We start from the raw sequence: 16,467 nt of genomic DNA, 5'->3' as shown, positions 1-16,467 counted from the left end.
CATTTGAACACCCCCATTAGGTCGGATTGGTGTCCAACTTCTTGGGGGCAGTCCACTGGCGCGTGAGGAACGAGAGGTGTTCGGAAGATCCATCTCTCGCAGGCGCGCCGGAGAACACTATCGTGCCCATGCTCCGCGTGGGCATGCCGTTCTGGACGCTCTGCGTCCTCTGCTGCATTCCCACGCTGGAGCGTGAGGAACGAGAGGTGTTCGGAAGATCCATCTCTCGCAGGCGCGCCGGAGAACACTATCGTGCCCATGCTCCGCGTGGGCATGCCGTTCTGGACGCTCTGCGTCCTCTGCTGCATTCCCATGCTGGAGCATGAGCAGCGAGAGGTGTTCTGAAGATCCATCTTCCCGCAGGCGCGCCGGAGAACACTATTTCCCGCAGGCGCGCCGGAGAACACTATCGTGCCCATGCTCCGCGTGGGCATGCCGTTCTGGACGCTCTGCGTCCTCTGCTGCATTCCCATGCTGGAGCATGAGCAGCGAGAGATGTTCTGAAGATCCATTGTCCCCGTAGATATACCGAAGAACACTAGCCACTTTGCCCGACTCACAAAAAAGGCGCCTCGAAAGGCGCCTTCTTTGTTTGCGACAAAAGCAGTATTACTTGCCCGCCCAGCGTTTCAACACCAGCGTGGCGTTGGTGCCGCCGAAGCCGAAGCTGTTGCTCATGACCAGATCGAGCTTCGCATCTTCCTGGGTCTTGAGCAGGATAGGCATGTCGGCAACCACCGGGTCCAGCTCGTCGATGTTGGCCGAACCTGCGATGAAGTTGTTCTCCATCATCAGCAGGCAGTAGATCGCTTCGTGGACACCTGCGGCGCCCAGCGAGTGGCCCGACAGGCTCTTGGTGGAGCTGATCGCCGGAGCGTTGGCGCCGAATACTTCGCGCACGCCCTCCATTTCCTTGGCGTCGCCGACCGGGGTCGAGGTGCCATGGGTGTTGATGTAGTCAATGGCACCGGAGTCGATATCGCCCAGCGCCATCTTCATGCAACGAATGGCACCTTCACCGCTGGGTGCGACCATGTCGTAGCCATCGGAGGTCGCGCCGTAACCGACGATTTCTGCGTAGATCTTCGCGCCACGCGCCAGAGCGTGTTCGAGTTCTTCGACAACCACCATGCCGCCACCACCGGCAATGACGAAACCGTCACGCTTGGCATCGTAGGCACGCGAGGCTTTTTCCGGCGTCTCGTTGTACTGGGTGGACAGCGCGCCCATCGCGTCGAACAGGAACGACTGGCTCCAGTGCTCTTCTTCGCCGCCACCGGCAAAGACGATGTCCTGCTTGCCCAGCTGGATCTGCTCGACAGCGTTGCCGATGCAGTGTGCGCTGGTGGCGCAGGCGGACGAGATGGAGTAGTTCACACCCTTGATCTTGAACGGCGTGGCCAGGCAGGCCGAAACGGTGCTGCCCATGGTCCGCGTGACGCGGTAAGGGCCGACACGCTTGACGCCTTTTTCACGCAGGGTATCCAGCGCTTCCATCTGGTTCAGGGTCGAGGCGCCGCCGCTGCCGGCGATCAGACCGGTACGCACGTTGGAAACCTGCTCGTCGGTCAGGCCCGAATCGGTAATGGCGTCTTTCATCGCCAGATAGGCATAGGCTGCCGCATGGCCGACGAAGCGGAAGATCTTGCGATCGATCAGTTCTTCCAGATTCAGGTCGATGGAGCCGGAAACCTGGCTACGCAGACCCATTTCGGCATATTCCGGGTTGAAGCGGATGCCAGGGCGGTTAGCACGCAGGTTAGCGGTGACGGTGTCTTTGTCATTGCCCAAGCAGGAAACAATACCCAGACCAGTGATAACGACGCGGCGCATGCGAGTACCCTTAGAAATTTTCAGTGGAAGTGAACACGCCGACCCGGAGGCCTTCGGCGGTATAGATTTCGCGACCGTCGACACTCACCGAACCGTCGGCGATGGCCAGGTTCAGCTTGCCCTTCAGGACGCGCTTGATATGGATGTTGTAAGTGACTTTTTTGGCGGTAGGCAGAACCTGACCGAAAAACTTCACTTCGCCTGAACCCAGGGCGCGGCCACGGCCGGGGTTGCCCTGCCAGCCAAGATAGAAGCCAACCAGCTGCCACATGGCGTCGAGGCCCAGGCATCCGGGCATGACCGGATCACCTTCGAAGTGGCAGGCAAAGAACCACAGGTCCGGATTGATATCCAGTTCGGCGACCAACTCACCCTTGCCGAACTTGCCGCCCTCGTCGCTGATGTGCGTGATGCGATCAACCATCAGCATGTTGGGGGCGGGCAGTTGCGCATTACCTGGGCCGAACAGCTCGCCACGACTGCAGCGCAGCAGGTCTTCCCGGGTAAAGGCGTGTTGTTTGGTCATGCGAGCTCCTCAATAATCTTGTGCGGCAGGTTGTGGCGCCACTGGCCCGAACGCCAGTCCTGGCGCGATAATTTCGCCAGGACCCTGTCCGGCAGCCTACTCATAGACTGTTGCGTTGTAATGAAAGTCACAGCGCAGGTGAAATCAAGGTACACCTGTACACTGAATTTTGTCATTCAGCCGATTTTGCTGGCCGATCTGGATGCCAAGACTGCCGTAATTTAACATTTATCGCCAGTCGCAGGTGCTTCAAAGGACAGCCAGCGCTGTAAAACCTGCTGTAAATCAGCATGTTTGAAGGGCTTTGGCAGGTAATCATCCATTCCTGCCTGCAAACAGGCGTCCCGGTCCCCCTGTAACGCGTTGGCTGTCAGGGCAATGATTGGGATTCGTTCCAGCCCGGAAAGTTGCCTGATTCGACGGGTGGCCTCGTAGCCATCCATGACCGGCAGTCGGCAATCCATGAGAATCAGCGCGTGGTTGCCTGCACGTGCCTTCATCACCGCTTCGGCCCCGTCGACGGCGATATCGACCTCACATCCCAGATTACGCAACATGGCCTGCACCACCGTGCGGTTCACCGGGTTGTCTTCGACCAGCAGGATACTGCGCTCCCGGCCATGTGCATCGAGTATCGACAGCGGTTTGGCAATAGCCACCGAGGCATCGCGCGAGAGGGGCAGGGGGATCTGCAGCGTGAACAACGAGCCCGAACCTTCCTTGCTCTCGGCGTACAAGGTGCCGCCCATGCGTTCGGCCAGGGTCCGTGCAATCGGCAGCCCCAGCCCCGTGCCGCCGTAACGCCTGGAAATGGAGCTATCGGCCTGCTTGAACGCATCGAACATCGATTCCAGTCGCTCGGCGTCGATACCGATGCCGCTGTCCTGTACCGCACAGGTAAAGTGCAGCCGCTCATCGTCGAGCATTGCCCACCTGGCGTCCACGCAGACCTTGCCTCGCTCGGTGAATTTAAGTGCGTTGCCGATCAGGTTCACCAGAATCTGGCGAATGCGGGTCGGATCGCCTATGACGTTCATGGTCTCCAGGCCTGGCTGAATGTGCAGCTCCAGCAGCAGGTTGCGTTGCGCGGCGCTGTGGTTGAAGGCGTGGGTCGAGGCGCTGACCAGCTCAGCCAGGTTGAACGGTATGCCTTCCATTTGCAGGGCATCGCGCTCAATGCGGGAAAAGTCGAGGATGTCGTTGATGACCCGCAGCAGATGCTCGGTGGATTCGGTCGCCAGCGTCGCGTACTCGCTCTGCTCATGGGTCATGTGCGTGGTTTCCAGCAACTGCAGCATGCCCAGTACGCCGTTCATGGGGGTACGCAGCTCATGACTCATCATGGCCAGAAAATCCGATTTGGCGCGGTTGGCCTGTTCGGCTTCTTCCCGCGTCTGGATCAGTTGTGCCACCGAGCGCTGCTGCTCGAGGCTGGCGCGATGCAGGTTCTCTGCCAGGTTGTTGATGTGCCGCGCCAGCGCGCCCAGCTCGGCGTCATCGCTGACCGGCATGGGCGTGTGGTAATCGCCCTGTTGAATCGCCTTGAGGGCTTCGCCCATATCGCTGATGGGTCTGGACAGGCTCAAGGCCAGGCTGCGCGCCAGCAGAAAGGCGAACAACAAGGCGACCATCGCCAGGACGCCGGCCTTGAGCAGTATCTCCTGCTGACGTCGGCTGAATGCTTCGCTGGACATGCCCACCAGAACCCGCCCCAGATAACTCTGTGAAGCGCCCTGCGCGGGTTGGCCTTTTCCTGCGGCCGGCGCGCCGGGATTGCCGTGAATGGTGGTGCGCTGCGGTTGGACGGGGGCGAGGAAGACTTCCATCTGCCGGGTCTGCTGCTCGTTTTCACGCGGCTGGTCTATGTAGATCACGGCGGTATTGGAGCTGTCCTGAATTTCCACATAGCGAACGCTGGGCATGGACAGGGTGGCGCGCATCAACGCCTTGAGCCCCTCGATATCGCCCGTGGTCACGCCCGGCTCGACCGCGGTCGCCAGTTGATTGGCGATCAGTTGCCCGGTGTGATTGAGCTCCTGACGCAGGTCCTGAATACGTACGAAGGTAAAAAAGCTGATCAGCAAAGCCGTCAGCAACAGGGCAGGGCCAAGGCTGATGATCTGCGTGCGGGTATTGATGTCCCAGTGCCGAAACTTCATCGGCTGTGCGCCTCGCGCGCAACGCATTGCGGAGGTGGTTCGATTGATGCGTCCATGCCTGTTCGCCCGGTGGTCGCGAATCGGTCCGGCTGCACAAGGCAGTCCGACCATCGCGATGATTCATGCTGTGCGCGCATGTTAACCGAGATGGCGCGTGTTTCCAGCGAACTTGTTGAATGATGACGTACGGAGTGCGTAACCGAACAGCTTTGTCGCTGGCCGATAACGTGTTGCTCCGTATAATGACGGCATCGCCACTTGAATGGCTCTGGATGGATAGTTTTATGACCACACAGCAACCCGTCGCGGTGCTTGGCGGTGGCAGCTTCGGTACGGCCATTGCCAATCTGCTGGCCGAGAACGGCCATCAGGTTCGTCAGTGGATGCGCGATCCGGAGCAGGCTGAGGCCATTCGCGTCAATCGTGAAAACCCCCGCTACCTCAAGGGCATCAGGATTCGTCCTGAAGTCGAGCCGGTCACCGACCTGACGGCGGTGCTCGACGCCAGCGAACTGATCTTCGTCGCCTTGCCATCGAGTGCCTTGCGCTCGGTGTTGTCGCCTCATGTCGCGCGCCTGAATGGCAAGATGCTGGTGAGCCTGACCAAGGGTATCGAAGCGCAGAGCTTCAAGCTCATGAGTCAGATCCTCGAAGAGATCGTCCCGCAGGCGCGTATCGGCGTGTTGTCCGGGCCCAATCTGGCGCGGGAAATCGCCGAACATGCGCTGACCGCAACAGTGGTTGCCAGCGAAGACGAGGCACTGTGTCTGGAGGTTCAGGCTGCATTGCACGGGCGAACCTTTCGCGTCTATGCCAGCAATGACCGGTTTGGTGTCGAACTGGGCGGGGCCCTGAAGAACGTCTACGCGATTATTGCCGGCATGGCGGTGGCGCTGGACATGGGCGAAAACACCAAAAGCATGCTGATCACCCGGGCGCTGGCGGAAATGACCCGGTTTGCGGTCAGCCAGGGCGCCAACCCGATGACCTTTCTGGGCCTGGCCGGGGTGGGCGATCTCATCGTCACCTGTTCCTCGCCGAAAAGCCGCAACTATCAGGTCGGTTTTGCGCTGGGCCAGGGGCTGACGCTGGATGAAGCGGTCACGCGTTTGGGCGAGGTGGCCGAGGGTGTGAACACCCTCAAGGTGCTTAAGGTCAAAGCGCAGGAAGTGCAGGTCTATATGCCATTGGTCGCGGGGCTGCATGCGATTCTTTTTGAAGGCCGTACGCTCAGCCAGGTCATTGAGGCGCTGATGCGGGCCGAGCCCAAGACGGACGTCGATTTCATTTCGATTACCGGCTTTAATTGAATTCAGTCTGATCAGGAGAAGGTCTTGAACGAGTCGAAAATCCAGCACAACGAATCGATCCTGCTGCGCATTCTGTGGATGCTGCTGTTTCTGGGGGTATGGCACGTCGCCCAGATCATCCTGGCGGGCGTGGTGCTGGTGCAATTGGTCTATCGCCTGATTTACGGCGCGCCGAATGGCGGCCTGATGAACTTCGGCGACAGCATCAGCCAGTACCTGGCGCAGATCGGTCGTTTCGGGACGTTTCACAGCGACCACAAACCCTGGCCTTTCGGCGACTGGCCAGCGCCGCGTGCGCCCGAAGGCGAGGTGGCCCATCATGTCCCGCCAGCGGCACAGCCGGTGCGCAATGAGGCGCCAAAGCCATGAAGGTCTGGGTATTGCGTCATGGCGAAGCGCAGTCGCGGGCGCGCAGTGATGCCGAGCGCGAGTTGACTGCACATGGGCGTGAGGAAGTGCTGAAAAGTGCGCTGCACCTGACAGACAAGCCCGTGCAACGGATCATTGCCAGCCCCTACGTGCGTGCACAACAGACTGCCGAGCTGGTGCGTCAGTCGTTGGCATTCGATGGCTCGATCGTCACCGCGCCCTGGCTTACCCCCGACAGCAGCCCGCGTGAGGTGCTGGCGCAACTGGACAAGCTGGGTGTCGATGAAGTACTGCTGGTCAGCCATCAGCCTTTGGTGGGCGAACTGATCGGGGTACTGGCGCATGGCAGTCCGCAACAGGCCGAGCCGATGAGCACGGCCAGTCTTGCCGAACTGGAAGGCGAGTTCGTAGTGGCAGGCGGCATGCGCCTCAACAGCGTCAGGCACGTCTGAACAGCCTGTACGCGCAATGAATGACCGCCGCGAATGCGGCTCTCCCGGGAAAAGGATTCAGCATGAGCATATGGCGTCAGGCTCCCGATATCGAAGCCCTTATGGCGGCTCAAAAAAACACCATCGGCGAAGTGCTGGATATTCGCTTCGAAGCATTCACCGATGATTCTCTGACGGCCAGCATGGTGGTCGATCAACGTACCCATCAGCCTTTCGGGCTGCTGCACGGCGGTGCCTCCGTGGTCCTGGCCGAGTCGCTGGGCTCGATGGCCAGTTACCTGATCGTCGACCCGAGCAAGTATTTCTGCGTCGGGCTGGAGGTCAACGCCAACCATTTGCGTGGTGTGCGTAGCGGGCGTGTCACCGGTGTGGTCAGGCCTGTGCACATAGGCCGGACCACTCATGTATGGGACATCCGCATCAGCAACGACGAAGGCAAGCCAAGCTGCATTTCGCGCCTGACGGTTGCCGTCCTAGCGCATGGCAAAGAGCCTCCAGTCAATTGAGTGTTCTCAGCTATTAATCCCTCTGCTTAAGCCAAGGCTCTCTTCAGGCAGTCTTTTGGTTTTCAGGTCGCCTATATAAAGGCTTGCCTGGACCGGTTCACCCAGGCTTTATAGGCCTTCATGCTGCTCCGACCGCCGTATCGGGTCATCCTGATGGCCGGAGTGACACCTGCGATGGCGGTTCCAGTCATTGCCGATCTGCGAAGCAACTTGGCACAATCGTGACTCGCCCGCTCATGGAAGTATCGGCATGTCGCAACCGGTGTTTTTTGCTCACGCCAATGGCTTCCCTTCGGCGACGTACAGCAAGCTGTTTTGCGCGCTGGCACCGGAGTATTCGGTGACTCATCTTGAGCAGCATGCCCATGACCCGCGTTTTCCGGTGGATGACAATTGGCTGAGTCTGGTCGATGAGCTGATCCACCATCTGCGTGAGCAGCCGGGCCCGGTGTGGGGGGTAGGGCACTCGCTCGGTGGCGTGTTGCACCTGCATGCCGCATTGCGCTGCCCGGAACTCTACCGGGGCGTGGTGATGCTCGATTCGCCGGTGCTGGGGCTGGCTGACCAGTTGTTCATACGCGCCGCCAAGCGGCTGGGCTTTATCGACCGCATCACGCCAGCGGGTCGCACCCTGGGCCGACGTGAGGCGTTTGACGATCTGCCGTCGGCACGCGCCTACTTCGCGGGCAAGACCCTGTTCAGCCGCTTCGATCCCGACTGTCTGACCGCTTACCTGCAACACGGTCTGCGCGAGGAGGGCGGGCAGTGGCGTCTGCGCTTCGACCCGGCGACCGAGATCAGCATCTACCGCAGCATCCCGCACACCAGCCCGGTGCCGTCACGGCAACTCAAGGTGCCGCTGGCCATGGTGCGCGGCAAACACAGCCGGGTGATCATGCCTCATCATGGTTATCTGGCCCGACGCATGCGCGAAGGCGAATACCTGTCCATGCCCGGAGGGCACATGTTTCCCCTTGAACGACCGGATGAAACCGCATGGCTGCTCAAGACGCTGCTGGCTCGCTGGGACGCGCGTAGCGCCTCAAGGGTGACGGCGTGACGTTTAGCGTGGAGGAAGTGCGTTTCAATCTGGGGCATATCGAACTGGCTGCCCATCTTTACGGCCCCGAGGACGGCCAGCCGGTGATTGCCGTGCACGGCTGGCTCGACAATGCCAACAGTTTTGCCCGCCTGGCACCGCGACTGGAGGGCCTGCGCATCGTAGCGCTCGATCTGGCCGGGCATGGTCATTCACAGCATCGGCCTGCCGGGGCGTCCTATGCGCTGGCCGACTACGTGTTCGACGTGCTGCAGGTCGCCGAGCAATTGGGCTGGCAGCGCTTTGCCCTGATGGGCCATTCACTGGGCGCGATCATTTCGGTATTGCTGGCCGGGTCGTTGCCGGAGCGTGTCACGCGGCTGGCACTGATCGACGGTTTGATTCCCTTGACCGGCGACCCCGAATCCGCCGCCGAGCGGATGGGCTCCGCGCTGCAGGCGCAGCTCAGGCTGTCGGGCAAGAAAAAGCCGGTTTACGAGGATCAGCAACGCGCTGTTCAGGCGCGTATGAAAGGCGTCGTCCCGGTCAGTCGCGAGGCTGCCGAATTACTCGCCCAGCGCGGTCTGATGCCGGTACCCGGCGGCTATACCTGGCGCAGCGACAGCCGCCTGACGTTGCCATCTGCGATTCGTCTTACACCTCAGCAGGCGATGTCTTTCGTCAACGCTATCCGTTGTCCGACGCAACTGCTGGTCGCCAAGGACGGCATGCTGGCGAAAAACCAGCTCATGCTGTCCGGGCTGCCTTTCGACGTCGTGCAGCTTGAAGGCGGTCATCATCTGCACCTGGACGACGAGCAGGGCGCGAGCGCTGTTGCACACTGTATCAATCGCTTCTTCGCTGCTTCTTGACTTGAGCCCGGCAACTGCCGACGCTGGGCGGGTTGAAACAGGAGTCAACCGTGATGGATCAATCCGCAGCCTCTGGTGACCGCCTCGCTGGCGATCTTTTATATTTTCGTTCCCTGCTTGCCTGCCAATGAGAGCACTCATGCGTTTATCAAGTGTTCCCGTTGTCGCCTTGTGCCTGTCGATGTTCAGCGCTGTGCTGTGCGCCGCCGATGTAACAGGCAGCAGCGATCTGCAGATTCTGCCGCGTCTGGCCGACACGGAAATCGTCGATTATCGTCCGGCTGCCGAGCTCGAGCGGGTCTACCCGATGGGCTCGATCCGCAAGATCAGCGGCCAGTTGCGTTTCGACGGACAGGTCAGTGCGCGCGGCAATCTGACGTCTGTCACCTATCAATTACCTGCCGAGCGCACTGCCGACGACGCTTTCACTGCGGCGCGCGAAGCCTTGCAGCAGCAGGGTGCCGAGCTGCTGTTCTGGTGTCAGGCGCGCGACTGCGGAGAAAGCAGCCTGTGGGCCAACGAAGTGTTCGGCAACGCCAAACTGTATGGCGCGGATGACCGCCAGGCTTACCTGCTGCTGCGTCTGGCAGAACCGCGCAATGACACGCTGGTAGCGCTTTACAGCATCACCCGTGGCAACCGCCGTGCCTACCTGCACGTCGAGCAGTTTGAATCCGCTGCGCCACTGGGCGAACTGCTGCCGACCTCGGCCACCTTGCTGCGCCAATTGCGAAGCACCGGCACGCTGGAACTTCCGCGCCTGAGCGGCGAGCCACAGGATGCCTGGGTTACTCTGGTTTCCCGCGCCCTTAACCAGGACAGTGGCCTGCGCGCCACGGTGTCCGGACCCAGTGCCGGCGCCTGGCTTGACGCCCTGATCACCAAAGGCGTTCGCGCTGCCCGGCTCGAGGCTGGCGTCACTGAAGGCAAGGGGCTCAAGATCGAGGTTATCCGCTAGAACAGCGATGGCGGACTGGCAGGTTCGCCATTATGCTCGCTCTCTCCGATCCTTTTTAGTGAATGGCGCATGTTCAACAATGACCGTCTGTTGGTGCAGATTCTGCTGCTGGCGCTGTTTGGTGCCTGCCTCTGGGTGATGGCGCCGTTCTGGTCGGCGCTGGTCTGGGGCGCGGTGCTGGCCTTCGCCAGCTGGCCGCTGATGCGTTTGCTGACCCGCTGGTTCAAGGGCCGCGAGTCGTTGGCCGCGTTGGTGATGTGCTTGTGCTGGATGCTGCTGGTTGCGGCACCGCTGGTGTGGCTGGGCTTCAATCTCGCCGACCATGTGCGTGACGCCACGGGCCTGATCAAGGACATTCAGGTCGACGGCTTGCCCGACCCACCGCAATGGCTGGCGGGTATTCCGCTGGTGGGCGAAAGACTGGTAGCGCTGTGGACCACCATCGATCAGCAAGGCGCGGCATTCATGGCGACGCTCAAGCCGCATCTGGGTCAGGTCGGTAACTGGATTCTGGCACGCAGTGCGCAGATCGGCAGCGGGATTCTGGAGCTGACCCTGAGCATCGTCTTCGCCTTCTTCTTCTACAGGGACGGTCCGCGGCTGGCCGCCTTCGTGCTCAGCCTGCTGGAACGCCTGATCGGGGAGCGCGCCCAGTATTATCTGGATCTGGTCGCCGGCACGGTGCAACGCGTAGTCAACGGGGTCATCGGTACGGCAGCGGCCCAGGCGGTGCTGGCGCTGATCGGCTTCCTGATCGCGGGCATTCCCGGTGCACTGGTGCTGGGGATTCTGACCTTTCTGTTCAGTCTGATTCCGATGGGCCCGCCCTTGGTCTGGCTGCCTGCCACTGCCTGGCTGGTCTGGCAGGGCGAGTACGGCATGGCGATATTTCTGGGCATCTGGGGGATGTTCATCATCAGTGGCGTGGACAACGTGCTCAAGCCATACCTGATCAGCAGGGGCGGCAATCTACCGCTGGTGATTGTCTTGCTGGGTGTGTTCGGAGGCTTGCTGGCCTTTGGCTTCATCGGCCTGTTCATCGGCCCGACGCTGCTGGCAGTCGCTTACAGCCTGTTGACCGACTGGGTCGGCAGCGAACGTGCCCGCAGCCGCTGACGGCGAAAGTTTCCGCCGCGCCCTGACGCGCGGCGGAGCCTCGCCTTACGCAGCGGTGTCCAGGTACTTGCCGACTGGCTTGCTGCTCTGGGTGTCATATTTTTCGCTGAGTGCGGCGATCATCTTGTTCAAGGCCTGAGTGGCGATCTGGTCGGTATTGCCCTGATCAATGGTGCTGTCACTCTGCTTCAATGCGGCAGACAACTCGGAAGCGCTGATACTGTCGTCGCTATTGCTGTCCAGCGTACTGAACAGGCTGGTGCTTTCAGTGGCACTGGAAGTGCTCACCTGCGCAGACGACATACCGGCAGAAGGCTGTTGCGGCTGCATGCCGGCGACCAGCTCTTCAAGGCTGACTGTGCCGTCTTCGTCAGTGTCCAGTGCATCGAACACCTGGTTGCTGTTTGCCGTGCTGCCCGTATTGCTCAGCCCCGTGGTCAGCTCGTCGCTGCTGATTGCGCCGTCGCCATCGCTGTCCAGCGCGCCGAGCAGGTCTTCTGCCTGCTCGTCGACCGACTGCATGGGCGGCGGCGGAGGTGGTGTCATGGCGGCCAGCTCGTCGGCATCCAGGCTGTCATCGTCATTGCTGTCCAGGTCGCTGAACGCCTTGCTCAGGCTCACCGTGACACCATCCTTGCTGTTCGACGACAGGGCCGAGCTCAGCTCGTTCTTGGCAATGCTGCCGTCGCCATCGGTATCCAGCTTGGCCAAAAGTTCTTCCTGAAACTTCTTGTTGCTGGTGCTGGAGGTTGCACTGGTCGAACTGGTGTAGCTGGAGAAACTGCTGCTTATTCCACTGATCATTGGTCTCACTCCCCTGAGATGAATGTGCCCGATAACGGTGTACCGGCTTTTGCAGCCTCGGGGCGTCAGTTGTCGAGGGAATGTAAGCTTTGTACGTGGCGTGATACAGAATATGTCAGAGGCGTGGCAGGACCAGTATTGCCGTCAGGCCGCCGCCCGGGGTTTGCGCAAGCGACAGCTCGCCGCCGATACGCCGCGCCGCTTCCCGGGCGATACTCATGCCCATGCCGATTCCGCCGGAGTTGCGATTGCGCGAGCTTTCCAGGCGAAAGAACGGTTCGAATACCGTCTCGTGAAACTCGGGCGCAATCCCTGGTCCGTGATCAACGACGGATATGCGCACGTGATCGGCGCTGTCCTCAATCACAATGCGCGCGCTGCCGGCATAACGCAGAGCGTTGTCGACCAGATTCTGCAGGCACGAGCGCAGTGCCATCGGCTGCGTCTTGAGCGGCTTGCACTGGCCTTCGTATTGCACGTCGTCGCCATTGTCCTGGGCATTCTCGGCCTGCGACTCGATCAGCGCCTGCAGGTCGAACTGCTGCAGGCCTTCGCTGCGCCGGTGCTCATTGAGGTAGGCAAGCGTGGCGTCGAGCATGCTGATCATGTCATTGAGGTCCTGAGTCATCTGGCCGTGCAGCCTGGGCTCCTCGATCTGTTCGACACGCAGCTTGAGCCGCGAAAGGGGCGTGCGCAGATCATGGGAGACCGCTGCCAGCATGCGCCCGCGCTGCTGCATCTGTTCGCGGATCTTGCGCTGCATCAGATTGAACGTCTGCGCAGCCTGTCGGGCTTCCTGCGGGCCGCTGATTTCCAGTGGCGGGCTGTCGAGGTCTTCACTCAGGCGTTCGGCGGCTTCGCTCAGGCTCCGCACGGGACGGCTGAGGGCCTTGGCGCCATACCACGCGGCAATGATCAGGGTGATGAACTGGAAGAACAGCAATATGAGCGGGCCACCGAGGATCGGCGGTCTGTGCATGGGCCGCTGATCGAATTGCCCATGCTCGGCGTTGAACTCGTTGGGCGTTGGCGGCGGGGGGCGCATGCCGTACTGGGTGAACCAGATGAAAGCCAGCAGGTGCGCCAGCAGGATAGCCAACAGAGCGCCACCAAACAGTCGCGCAAACAGCGTATCGAATCTGCGGATCAACCCAGCTCCCTGGCATCGAACAGATAGCCTTCACCGCGCACGGTCTTGATCAGTTGCGGATTCTTCGGGTCATCGCCGAGCTTCTGGCGCAGACGCGAGACCAGCAAATCGATACTGCGGTCAAACGCCTCGATCGAGCGGCCTCGGGCTGCATCGAGCAACTGTTCACGGCTCAGCACCCGGTGTGGCCGTTCGAGAAACACGCGTAACAAACGAAACTCGGCGTTGGACAGCGGCACCACCAGGCCATCGGCCGCGGTCAACTGACGCAGGACGCTGTTCAGGCGCCAGGCGTCAAAACGAATGGTGGTGCGCTGATCGCTGCGCTCGTCACGGACCCGGCGCAGAATAGTCTGGATGCGCGCGACCAGTTCGCGCGGCTCGAACGGTTTGGCCATGTAATCGTCGGCACCCAGTTCCAGGCCGATGATCCGGTCAGTCGGTTCGCAGCGGGCGGTCAGCATCAGGATCGGGATGTCCGACGTACTGCGCAGCCAGCGGCACAGTGACAGGCCGTCTTCACCGGGCAGCATCAGGTCCAGCACCACCACGTCGAAGGTTTCGTCGGTCAGTGCCTGACGCATCTGCGTGCCATCGGTGACGCCACGGGCGTTGATATTGAAGCGCGTCAGGTAGTCGCAGAGCAGTTCGCGAATGGCCACATCGTCATCGACGATCAGCGCACGAACGCTCCAGCGCTGATCGGTCGATGTGGCATCCAGGGTAGTGTCGGGAAGTGCTTGCATAATGCGTCTGTCGCCTGCTTGTGCCGCCATGGACTGGCTGCTGTTGAAGATCAACGCTGCCCCTCATGCTACTTCGCCGGGAGGCTCGGCGGTAGGGTGGCGCGACCGAATGTCGGGGGCATGTCATAAATGTATCGAGATTGATACGAGACGCCTGTCGAGCGTGCCCTGCGAAGCGCGCCCCTGGTAGTTCTGACAGTATCCAGTGTCGCGCAACTACCGTTTAATCGAACGGGCTACTGGCCTGGACGGCTGGTTCTGGCAGACAAACTTTTGTCGAGAAGGCCAGGGTCTGTTGCCGTTTCATCGCGGCTCGGGATGAAATGGCAGCAGGCCCTGGGCGCATTATCAATCCGCCCGCACGTTTTCTACATAAACAGGGCGGCAATCGGATAGCAAGGGAGTGCTGATGATGGTCGATTCAAAAACAACAGCAACGTTGGATGACAAAAAAAAAGCGCGTATCGCCTACCGGCTGGCGCGCAGTCAACGCGGTTCAGGGCTCGACGCAGACCTTGCCCCGGCACAGGTGGCGGGCATTGTGGACCCGGCCGATGGAACGCTGAACAAGGATGTCCTGGCTGGCGAATTTCTCGAGGTCACCCTGCCTCAGTGGGCAGGACTGGTCACTGACCCGGGTGACTTCGATACGTTTTCAATAGAGTGGGCCATCGGTACGGCGCCAGATGACGACAAGTTTACCGTGGTGTTTACCGATACCGTTACGGCACCGGTGGCCCCTGGTACCTTTCCCAAGAAGATCGAGATTCCGTTGAGCAGTTTTCTGCCCGGCTTCGACAAGCCTGCAGACGGTGCTTACAGTCTGCGCTACCGGATCAGACAGCCGAATGATCAAGAGACCGTCAGCCCATCGATCAACCTGATCGTCGATACCACGCCGCCGGGCGGACATCTTGAGCCTGGACAGATGATTCTGAATACAGATCAGTTGACCCAGGCGTTTCTGGATGATAATCCGGGTGGTCTGGTCGGCACGCTGCCTGACTATGACGACTGGAAACCCGGCGACATGGTAGCCTTTTATTGGGTCGGCACACCGTTGCCAGACGATCCCGCAGATCTGCCGCCTCAGGTCGATTTCGTTGAAGTGGAACGCCCGACGAATAATACGGTGACATACCCCGTTTCGGCCATTGACTCGTCCAGGGACGAGCCCTATTACGTGGCTTACTTCCTCAGGGACAAAGCCACCAACCGTAGCCCGCTCTCCAACTACAAGCGCATAGACGTGGCGCTGGGGCCATTGGCCGACAACCTGCAAGACCCCGAAGTGCCATTGGCAGAGCCACCAGAAAAGTTGATCAACCTGCCTGATGCGAGACTCGGGGTCGAAGTGTTGATCCACTCGTTCGATAACTGGAAGCCGACCGACCGTATCGAAGTCACCTGGGGCACTGAACCGCTACGATCCGAGGAAGTCGGCAGCTTCCCGGAGTTTCCGGTGTCGATCAGGGTCCCTGATCCGGTTCTGCGTGATCAATACAATCAAGTGACTGGCGGCGTCCAGGCCACCGATGTGAGTTATCGAATCCTGCGTGGCGTCGTTCCGTCCGAAGTGAAAAGCACCAGCGTCAATGTCAATTTCGCCACTATCGGACCCGACCCGATCACCGATCCTGAGTGGCCGGATCCGGTCAACGACGCATTACTGCCGGTCGAAGTCCGTGGCCAGACGTCCAATTTAGTGAACGTCCTGACAGCAGCGGACAACAACCAGGCTGCCAAGGTCACTTTCAAACTGTATGAAAAGCTTCAACCGGGAGAAATTATCGATTTCTACTGGGGCACGAGCCATGTAGCAGAGGCGCAATACACCGTGGCTGTTTCTGACACGGCAGGCTCCGAGCGTGAGGTTGAAATACCCTGGAGTTATATCGATTATGAAGGCAATCGCGCTGACTTGCCGGTTCATTACCGCATCCATGCGCCCGATTCAGAAAACACGACACACTCGCCGGACACGCTGGTCAACGTAAGTGCCATTGTCATCACCCCGGACGCACCGCTCTTTGAGGGCACCAGTTCAAACGGCTGGTTGAACTGCGACTCACTCTTTGCCGATGGCATCGGGAATCCTGGCCCGGATGAACCGGGTATACGGGTTCGCGTTCCAGATCTTTCGAAATATCTGTCGGACGGTGAAACTGTCACTTTGCACTGGTATGGCTCCGGGGGACCTACAGGCGAAGATCCTATTGCCGGTACCGAAAAAGACGAGGTTATCTCGCTGGGAGCCAGCCATCCTGTCACCGGTTTCACCTGGCTGGTCACCCCCTACGATAAACACATTCTGCCCATCTACGATCCTTCAGGCAGCAGCCCAAACGGGAGCGCGAGGATCAAGTACTCCTTCAACATGGGAGGCGAAACCATTACCTCGCTGGAAACCACCGCCCGGGTAGGGATGTACGACGCAACCGGGCCTTGTCCTATCGTGCTCAAAACAGCTCAACCAGCGAAAAACTAAGGAGGGTCACCGGCAGAGGGTGCCTGCGGCCTGCCGCAGTCACCCTGCCGGGTATAAGCAGGCTCAGGTTGCTCCCAAACGGTTTAGGAATGTCGGTGCGTACCGGGTCATGTCACCTACGCTTATCGGTATTTCCCCG

At 60.3% G+C, this 16,467-nt stretch carries 15 protein-coding genes; 9 read left to right on the top strand and 6 right to left on the bottom strand.

What is annotated here, in order from left to right; translation table 11 throughout:
* Window positions 1–609: 609 nt before the first annotated feature.
* The 3 genes from fabB to QRN50_RS04875 form a co-directional block, all read right to left on the bottom strand.
* Entirely contained in the window at window positions 610–1,833 is a 1,224-nt protein-coding gene (fabB, locus tag QRN50_RS04885; RefSeq protein ID WP_003406135.1) for a beta-ketoacyl-ACP synthase I, read from the bottom strand.
* A gap of 10 nt (window positions 1,834–1,843) precedes the next feature.
* Entirely contained in the window at window positions 1,844–2,359 is a 516-nt protein-coding gene (fabA, locus tag QRN50_RS04880; protein ID WP_003316569.1) for a 3-hydroxyacyl-[acyl-carrier-protein] dehydratase FabA, read from the bottom strand.
* A 221-nt stretch (window positions 2,360–2,580) separates the two neighbouring features.
* The gene (locus QRN50_RS04875) at window positions 2,581–4,518 is read right to left on the bottom strand and encodes an ATP-binding protein (protein ID WP_011267381.1); all 1,938 of its coding nucleotides are present in this window, start codon (window positions 4,516–4,518) and stop codon (window positions 2,581–2,583) included.
* Between the two features lie 284 nt (window positions 4,519–4,802).
* On the opposite strand from QRN50_RS04875, the gene QRN50_RS04870 reads away from it, so the two are divergent.
* The 8 genes from QRN50_RS04870 (at window position 4,803) to QRN50_RS04835 (ending at window position 11,140) form a co-directional block, all read left to right on the top strand.
* Window positions 4,803–5,828 (top strand): NAD(P)H-dependent glycerol-3-phosphate dehydrogenase, encoded by a 1,026-nt coding sequence (locus tag QRN50_RS04870; protein WP_096127394.1) that lies wholly within the window; start codon window positions 4,803–4,805, stop codon window positions 5,826–5,828.
* Between the two features lie 24 nt (window positions 5,829–5,852).
* Window positions 5,853–6,197, top strand: coding sequence for a DUF4389 domain-containing protein (locus QRN50_RS04865; RefSeq protein WP_003343544.1), 345 nt, complete (start codon window positions 5,853–5,855; stop codon window positions 6,195–6,197).
* Window positions 6,194–6,649, top strand: coding sequence for a phosphohistidine phosphatase SixA (sixA, locus tag QRN50_RS04860; RefSeq protein ID WP_003406129.1), 456 nt, complete (start codon window positions 6,194–6,196; stop codon window positions 6,647–6,649). The genes QRN50_RS04865 and sixA overlap by 4 nt, the downstream gene beginning before the upstream one ends.
* A gap of 62 nt (window positions 6,650–6,711) precedes the next feature.
* Window positions 6,712–7,155 (top strand): hotdog fold thioesterase, encoded by a 444-nt coding sequence (locus QRN50_RS04855; RefSeq protein ID WP_058398554.1) that lies wholly within the window; start codon window positions 6,712–6,714, stop codon window positions 7,153–7,155.
* Window positions 7,156–7,405: 250 nt separating this feature from the next.
* Window positions 7,406–8,215: an alpha/beta fold hydrolase gene (locus QRN50_RS04850; RefSeq protein WP_096127393.1), complete on the top strand. Its 810-nt coding sequence runs from the start codon at window positions 7,406–7,408 to the stop codon at window positions 8,213–8,215.
* Complete coding sequence (locus tag QRN50_RS04845) at window positions 8,212–9,066, top strand: alpha/beta hydrolase (RefSeq protein ID WP_060400601.1); 855 nt, start codon at window positions 8,212–8,214, stop codon at window positions 9,064–9,066. The genes QRN50_RS04850 and QRN50_RS04845 overlap by 4 nt, the downstream gene beginning before the upstream one ends.
* Before the next feature lie 139 nt (window positions 9,067–9,205).
* Window positions 9,206–10,024, top strand: coding sequence for a DUF4892 domain-containing protein (locus QRN50_RS04840; RefSeq protein ID WP_032620619.1), 819 nt, complete (start codon window positions 9,206–9,208; stop codon window positions 10,022–10,024).
* Between the two features lie 69 nt (window positions 10,025–10,093).
* Window positions 10,094–11,140 (top strand): AI-2E family transporter, encoded by a 1,047-nt coding sequence (locus QRN50_RS04835; protein ID WP_003406124.1) that lies wholly within the window; start codon window positions 10,094–10,096, stop codon window positions 11,138–11,140.
* Window positions 11,141–11,185: 45 nt separating this feature from the next.
* On the opposite strand, the gene xopAW is transcribed toward QRN50_RS04835, so the two are convergent.
* The 3 genes from xopAW to QRN50_RS04820 form a co-directional block, all read right to left on the bottom strand.
* Window positions 11,186–11,944, bottom strand: a complete 759-nt coding sequence (gene xopAW / locus QRN50_RS04830; protein WP_060400599.1) for a XopAW family type III secretion system calcium-binding effector — start codon at window positions 11,942–11,944, stop codon at window positions 11,186–11,188.
* Window positions 11,945–12,059: 115 nt separating this feature from the next.
* Window positions 12,060–13,094: a sensor histidine kinase gene (locus QRN50_RS04825; protein ID WP_011267386.1), complete on the bottom strand. Its 1,035-nt coding sequence runs from the start codon at window positions 13,092–13,094 to the stop codon at window positions 12,060–12,062.
* Window positions 13,091–13,840 carry a response regulator gene (locus QRN50_RS04820; protein WP_024640732.1) on the bottom strand — a complete coding sequence of 250 codons (750 nt, stop codon included), beginning with the start codon at window positions 13,838–13,840 and terminating at the stop codon, window positions 13,091–13,093. Before QRN50_RS04820 ends, QRN50_RS04825 begins: the two co-directional genes overlap by 4 nt.
* Before the next feature lie 409 nt (window positions 13,841–14,249).
* Between QRN50_RS04820 and QRN50_RS04815 the strand changes: the two genes are divergently transcribed.
* Window positions 14,250–16,328, top strand: a complete 2,079-nt coding sequence (locus QRN50_RS04815; RefSeq protein ID WP_096127392.1) for a hypothetical protein — start codon at window positions 14,250–14,252, stop codon at window positions 16,326–16,328.
* Window positions 16,329–16,467 lie beyond the last annotated feature (139 nt).

Origin of the sequence: Pseudomonas sp. MEJ108 (assembly GCF_030208985.1) — a bacterium.
GTDB classification, from domain to species: domain Bacteria; phylum Pseudomonadota; class Gammaproteobacteria; order Pseudomonadales; family Pseudomonadaceae; genus Aquipseudomonas; species Aquipseudomonas fragariae.
This window is presented reverse-complemented; position numbering and strand designations above follow the sequence as displayed.

What these genes read in the sequence shown, in the direction of transcription:
- fabB (WP_003406135.1), bottom strand. Translation starts at nt 1,833, where the DNA reads ATGCGCCGCGTCGTTATCACTGGTCTGGGTATTGTTTCCTGCTTGGGC.
- fabA (WP_003316569.1), bottom strand. Translation starts at nt 2,359, where the DNA reads ATGACCAAACAACACGCCTTTACCCGGGAAGACCTGCTGCGCTGCAGT.
- QRN50_RS04875 (WP_011267381.1), bottom strand. Translation starts at nt 4,518, where the DNA reads ATGAAGTTTCGGCACTGGGACATCAATACCCGCACGCAGATCATCAGC.
- QRN50_RS04870 (WP_096127394.1), top strand. Translation starts at nt 4,803, where the DNA reads ATGACCACACAGCAACCCGTCGCGGTGCTTGGCGGTGGCAGCTTCGGT.
- sixA (WP_003406129.1), top strand. Translation starts at nt 6,194, where the DNA reads ATGAAGGTCTGGGTATTGCGTCATGGCGAAGCGCAGTCGCGGGCGCGC.
- QRN50_RS04855 (WP_058398554.1), top strand. Translation starts at nt 6,712, where the DNA reads ATGAGCATATGGCGTCAGGCTCCCGATATCGAAGCCCTTATGGCGGCT.
- QRN50_RS04850 (WP_096127393.1), top strand. Translation starts at nt 7,406, where the DNA reads ATGTCGCAACCGGTGTTTTTTGCTCACGCCAATGGCTTCCCTTCGGCG.
- QRN50_RS04840 (WP_032620619.1), top strand. Translation starts at nt 9,206, where the DNA reads ATGCGTTTATCAAGTGTTCCCGTTGTCGCCTTGTGCCTGTCGATGTTC.
- QRN50_RS04835 (WP_003406124.1), top strand. Translation starts at nt 10,094, where the DNA reads ATGTTCAACAATGACCGTCTGTTGGTGCAGATTCTGCTGCTGGCGCTG.
- xopAW (WP_060400599.1), bottom strand. Translation starts at nt 11,944, where the DNA reads ATGATCAGTGGAATAAGCAGCAGTTTCTCCAGCTACACCAGTTCGACC.
- QRN50_RS04820 (WP_024640732.1), bottom strand. Translation starts at nt 13,840, where the DNA reads ATGCAAGCACTTCCCGACACTACCCTGGATGCCACATCGACCGATCAG.
- QRN50_RS04815 (WP_096127392.1), top strand. Translation starts at nt 14,250, where the DNA reads ATGATGGTCGATTCAAAAACAACAGCAACGTTGGATGACAAAAAAAAA.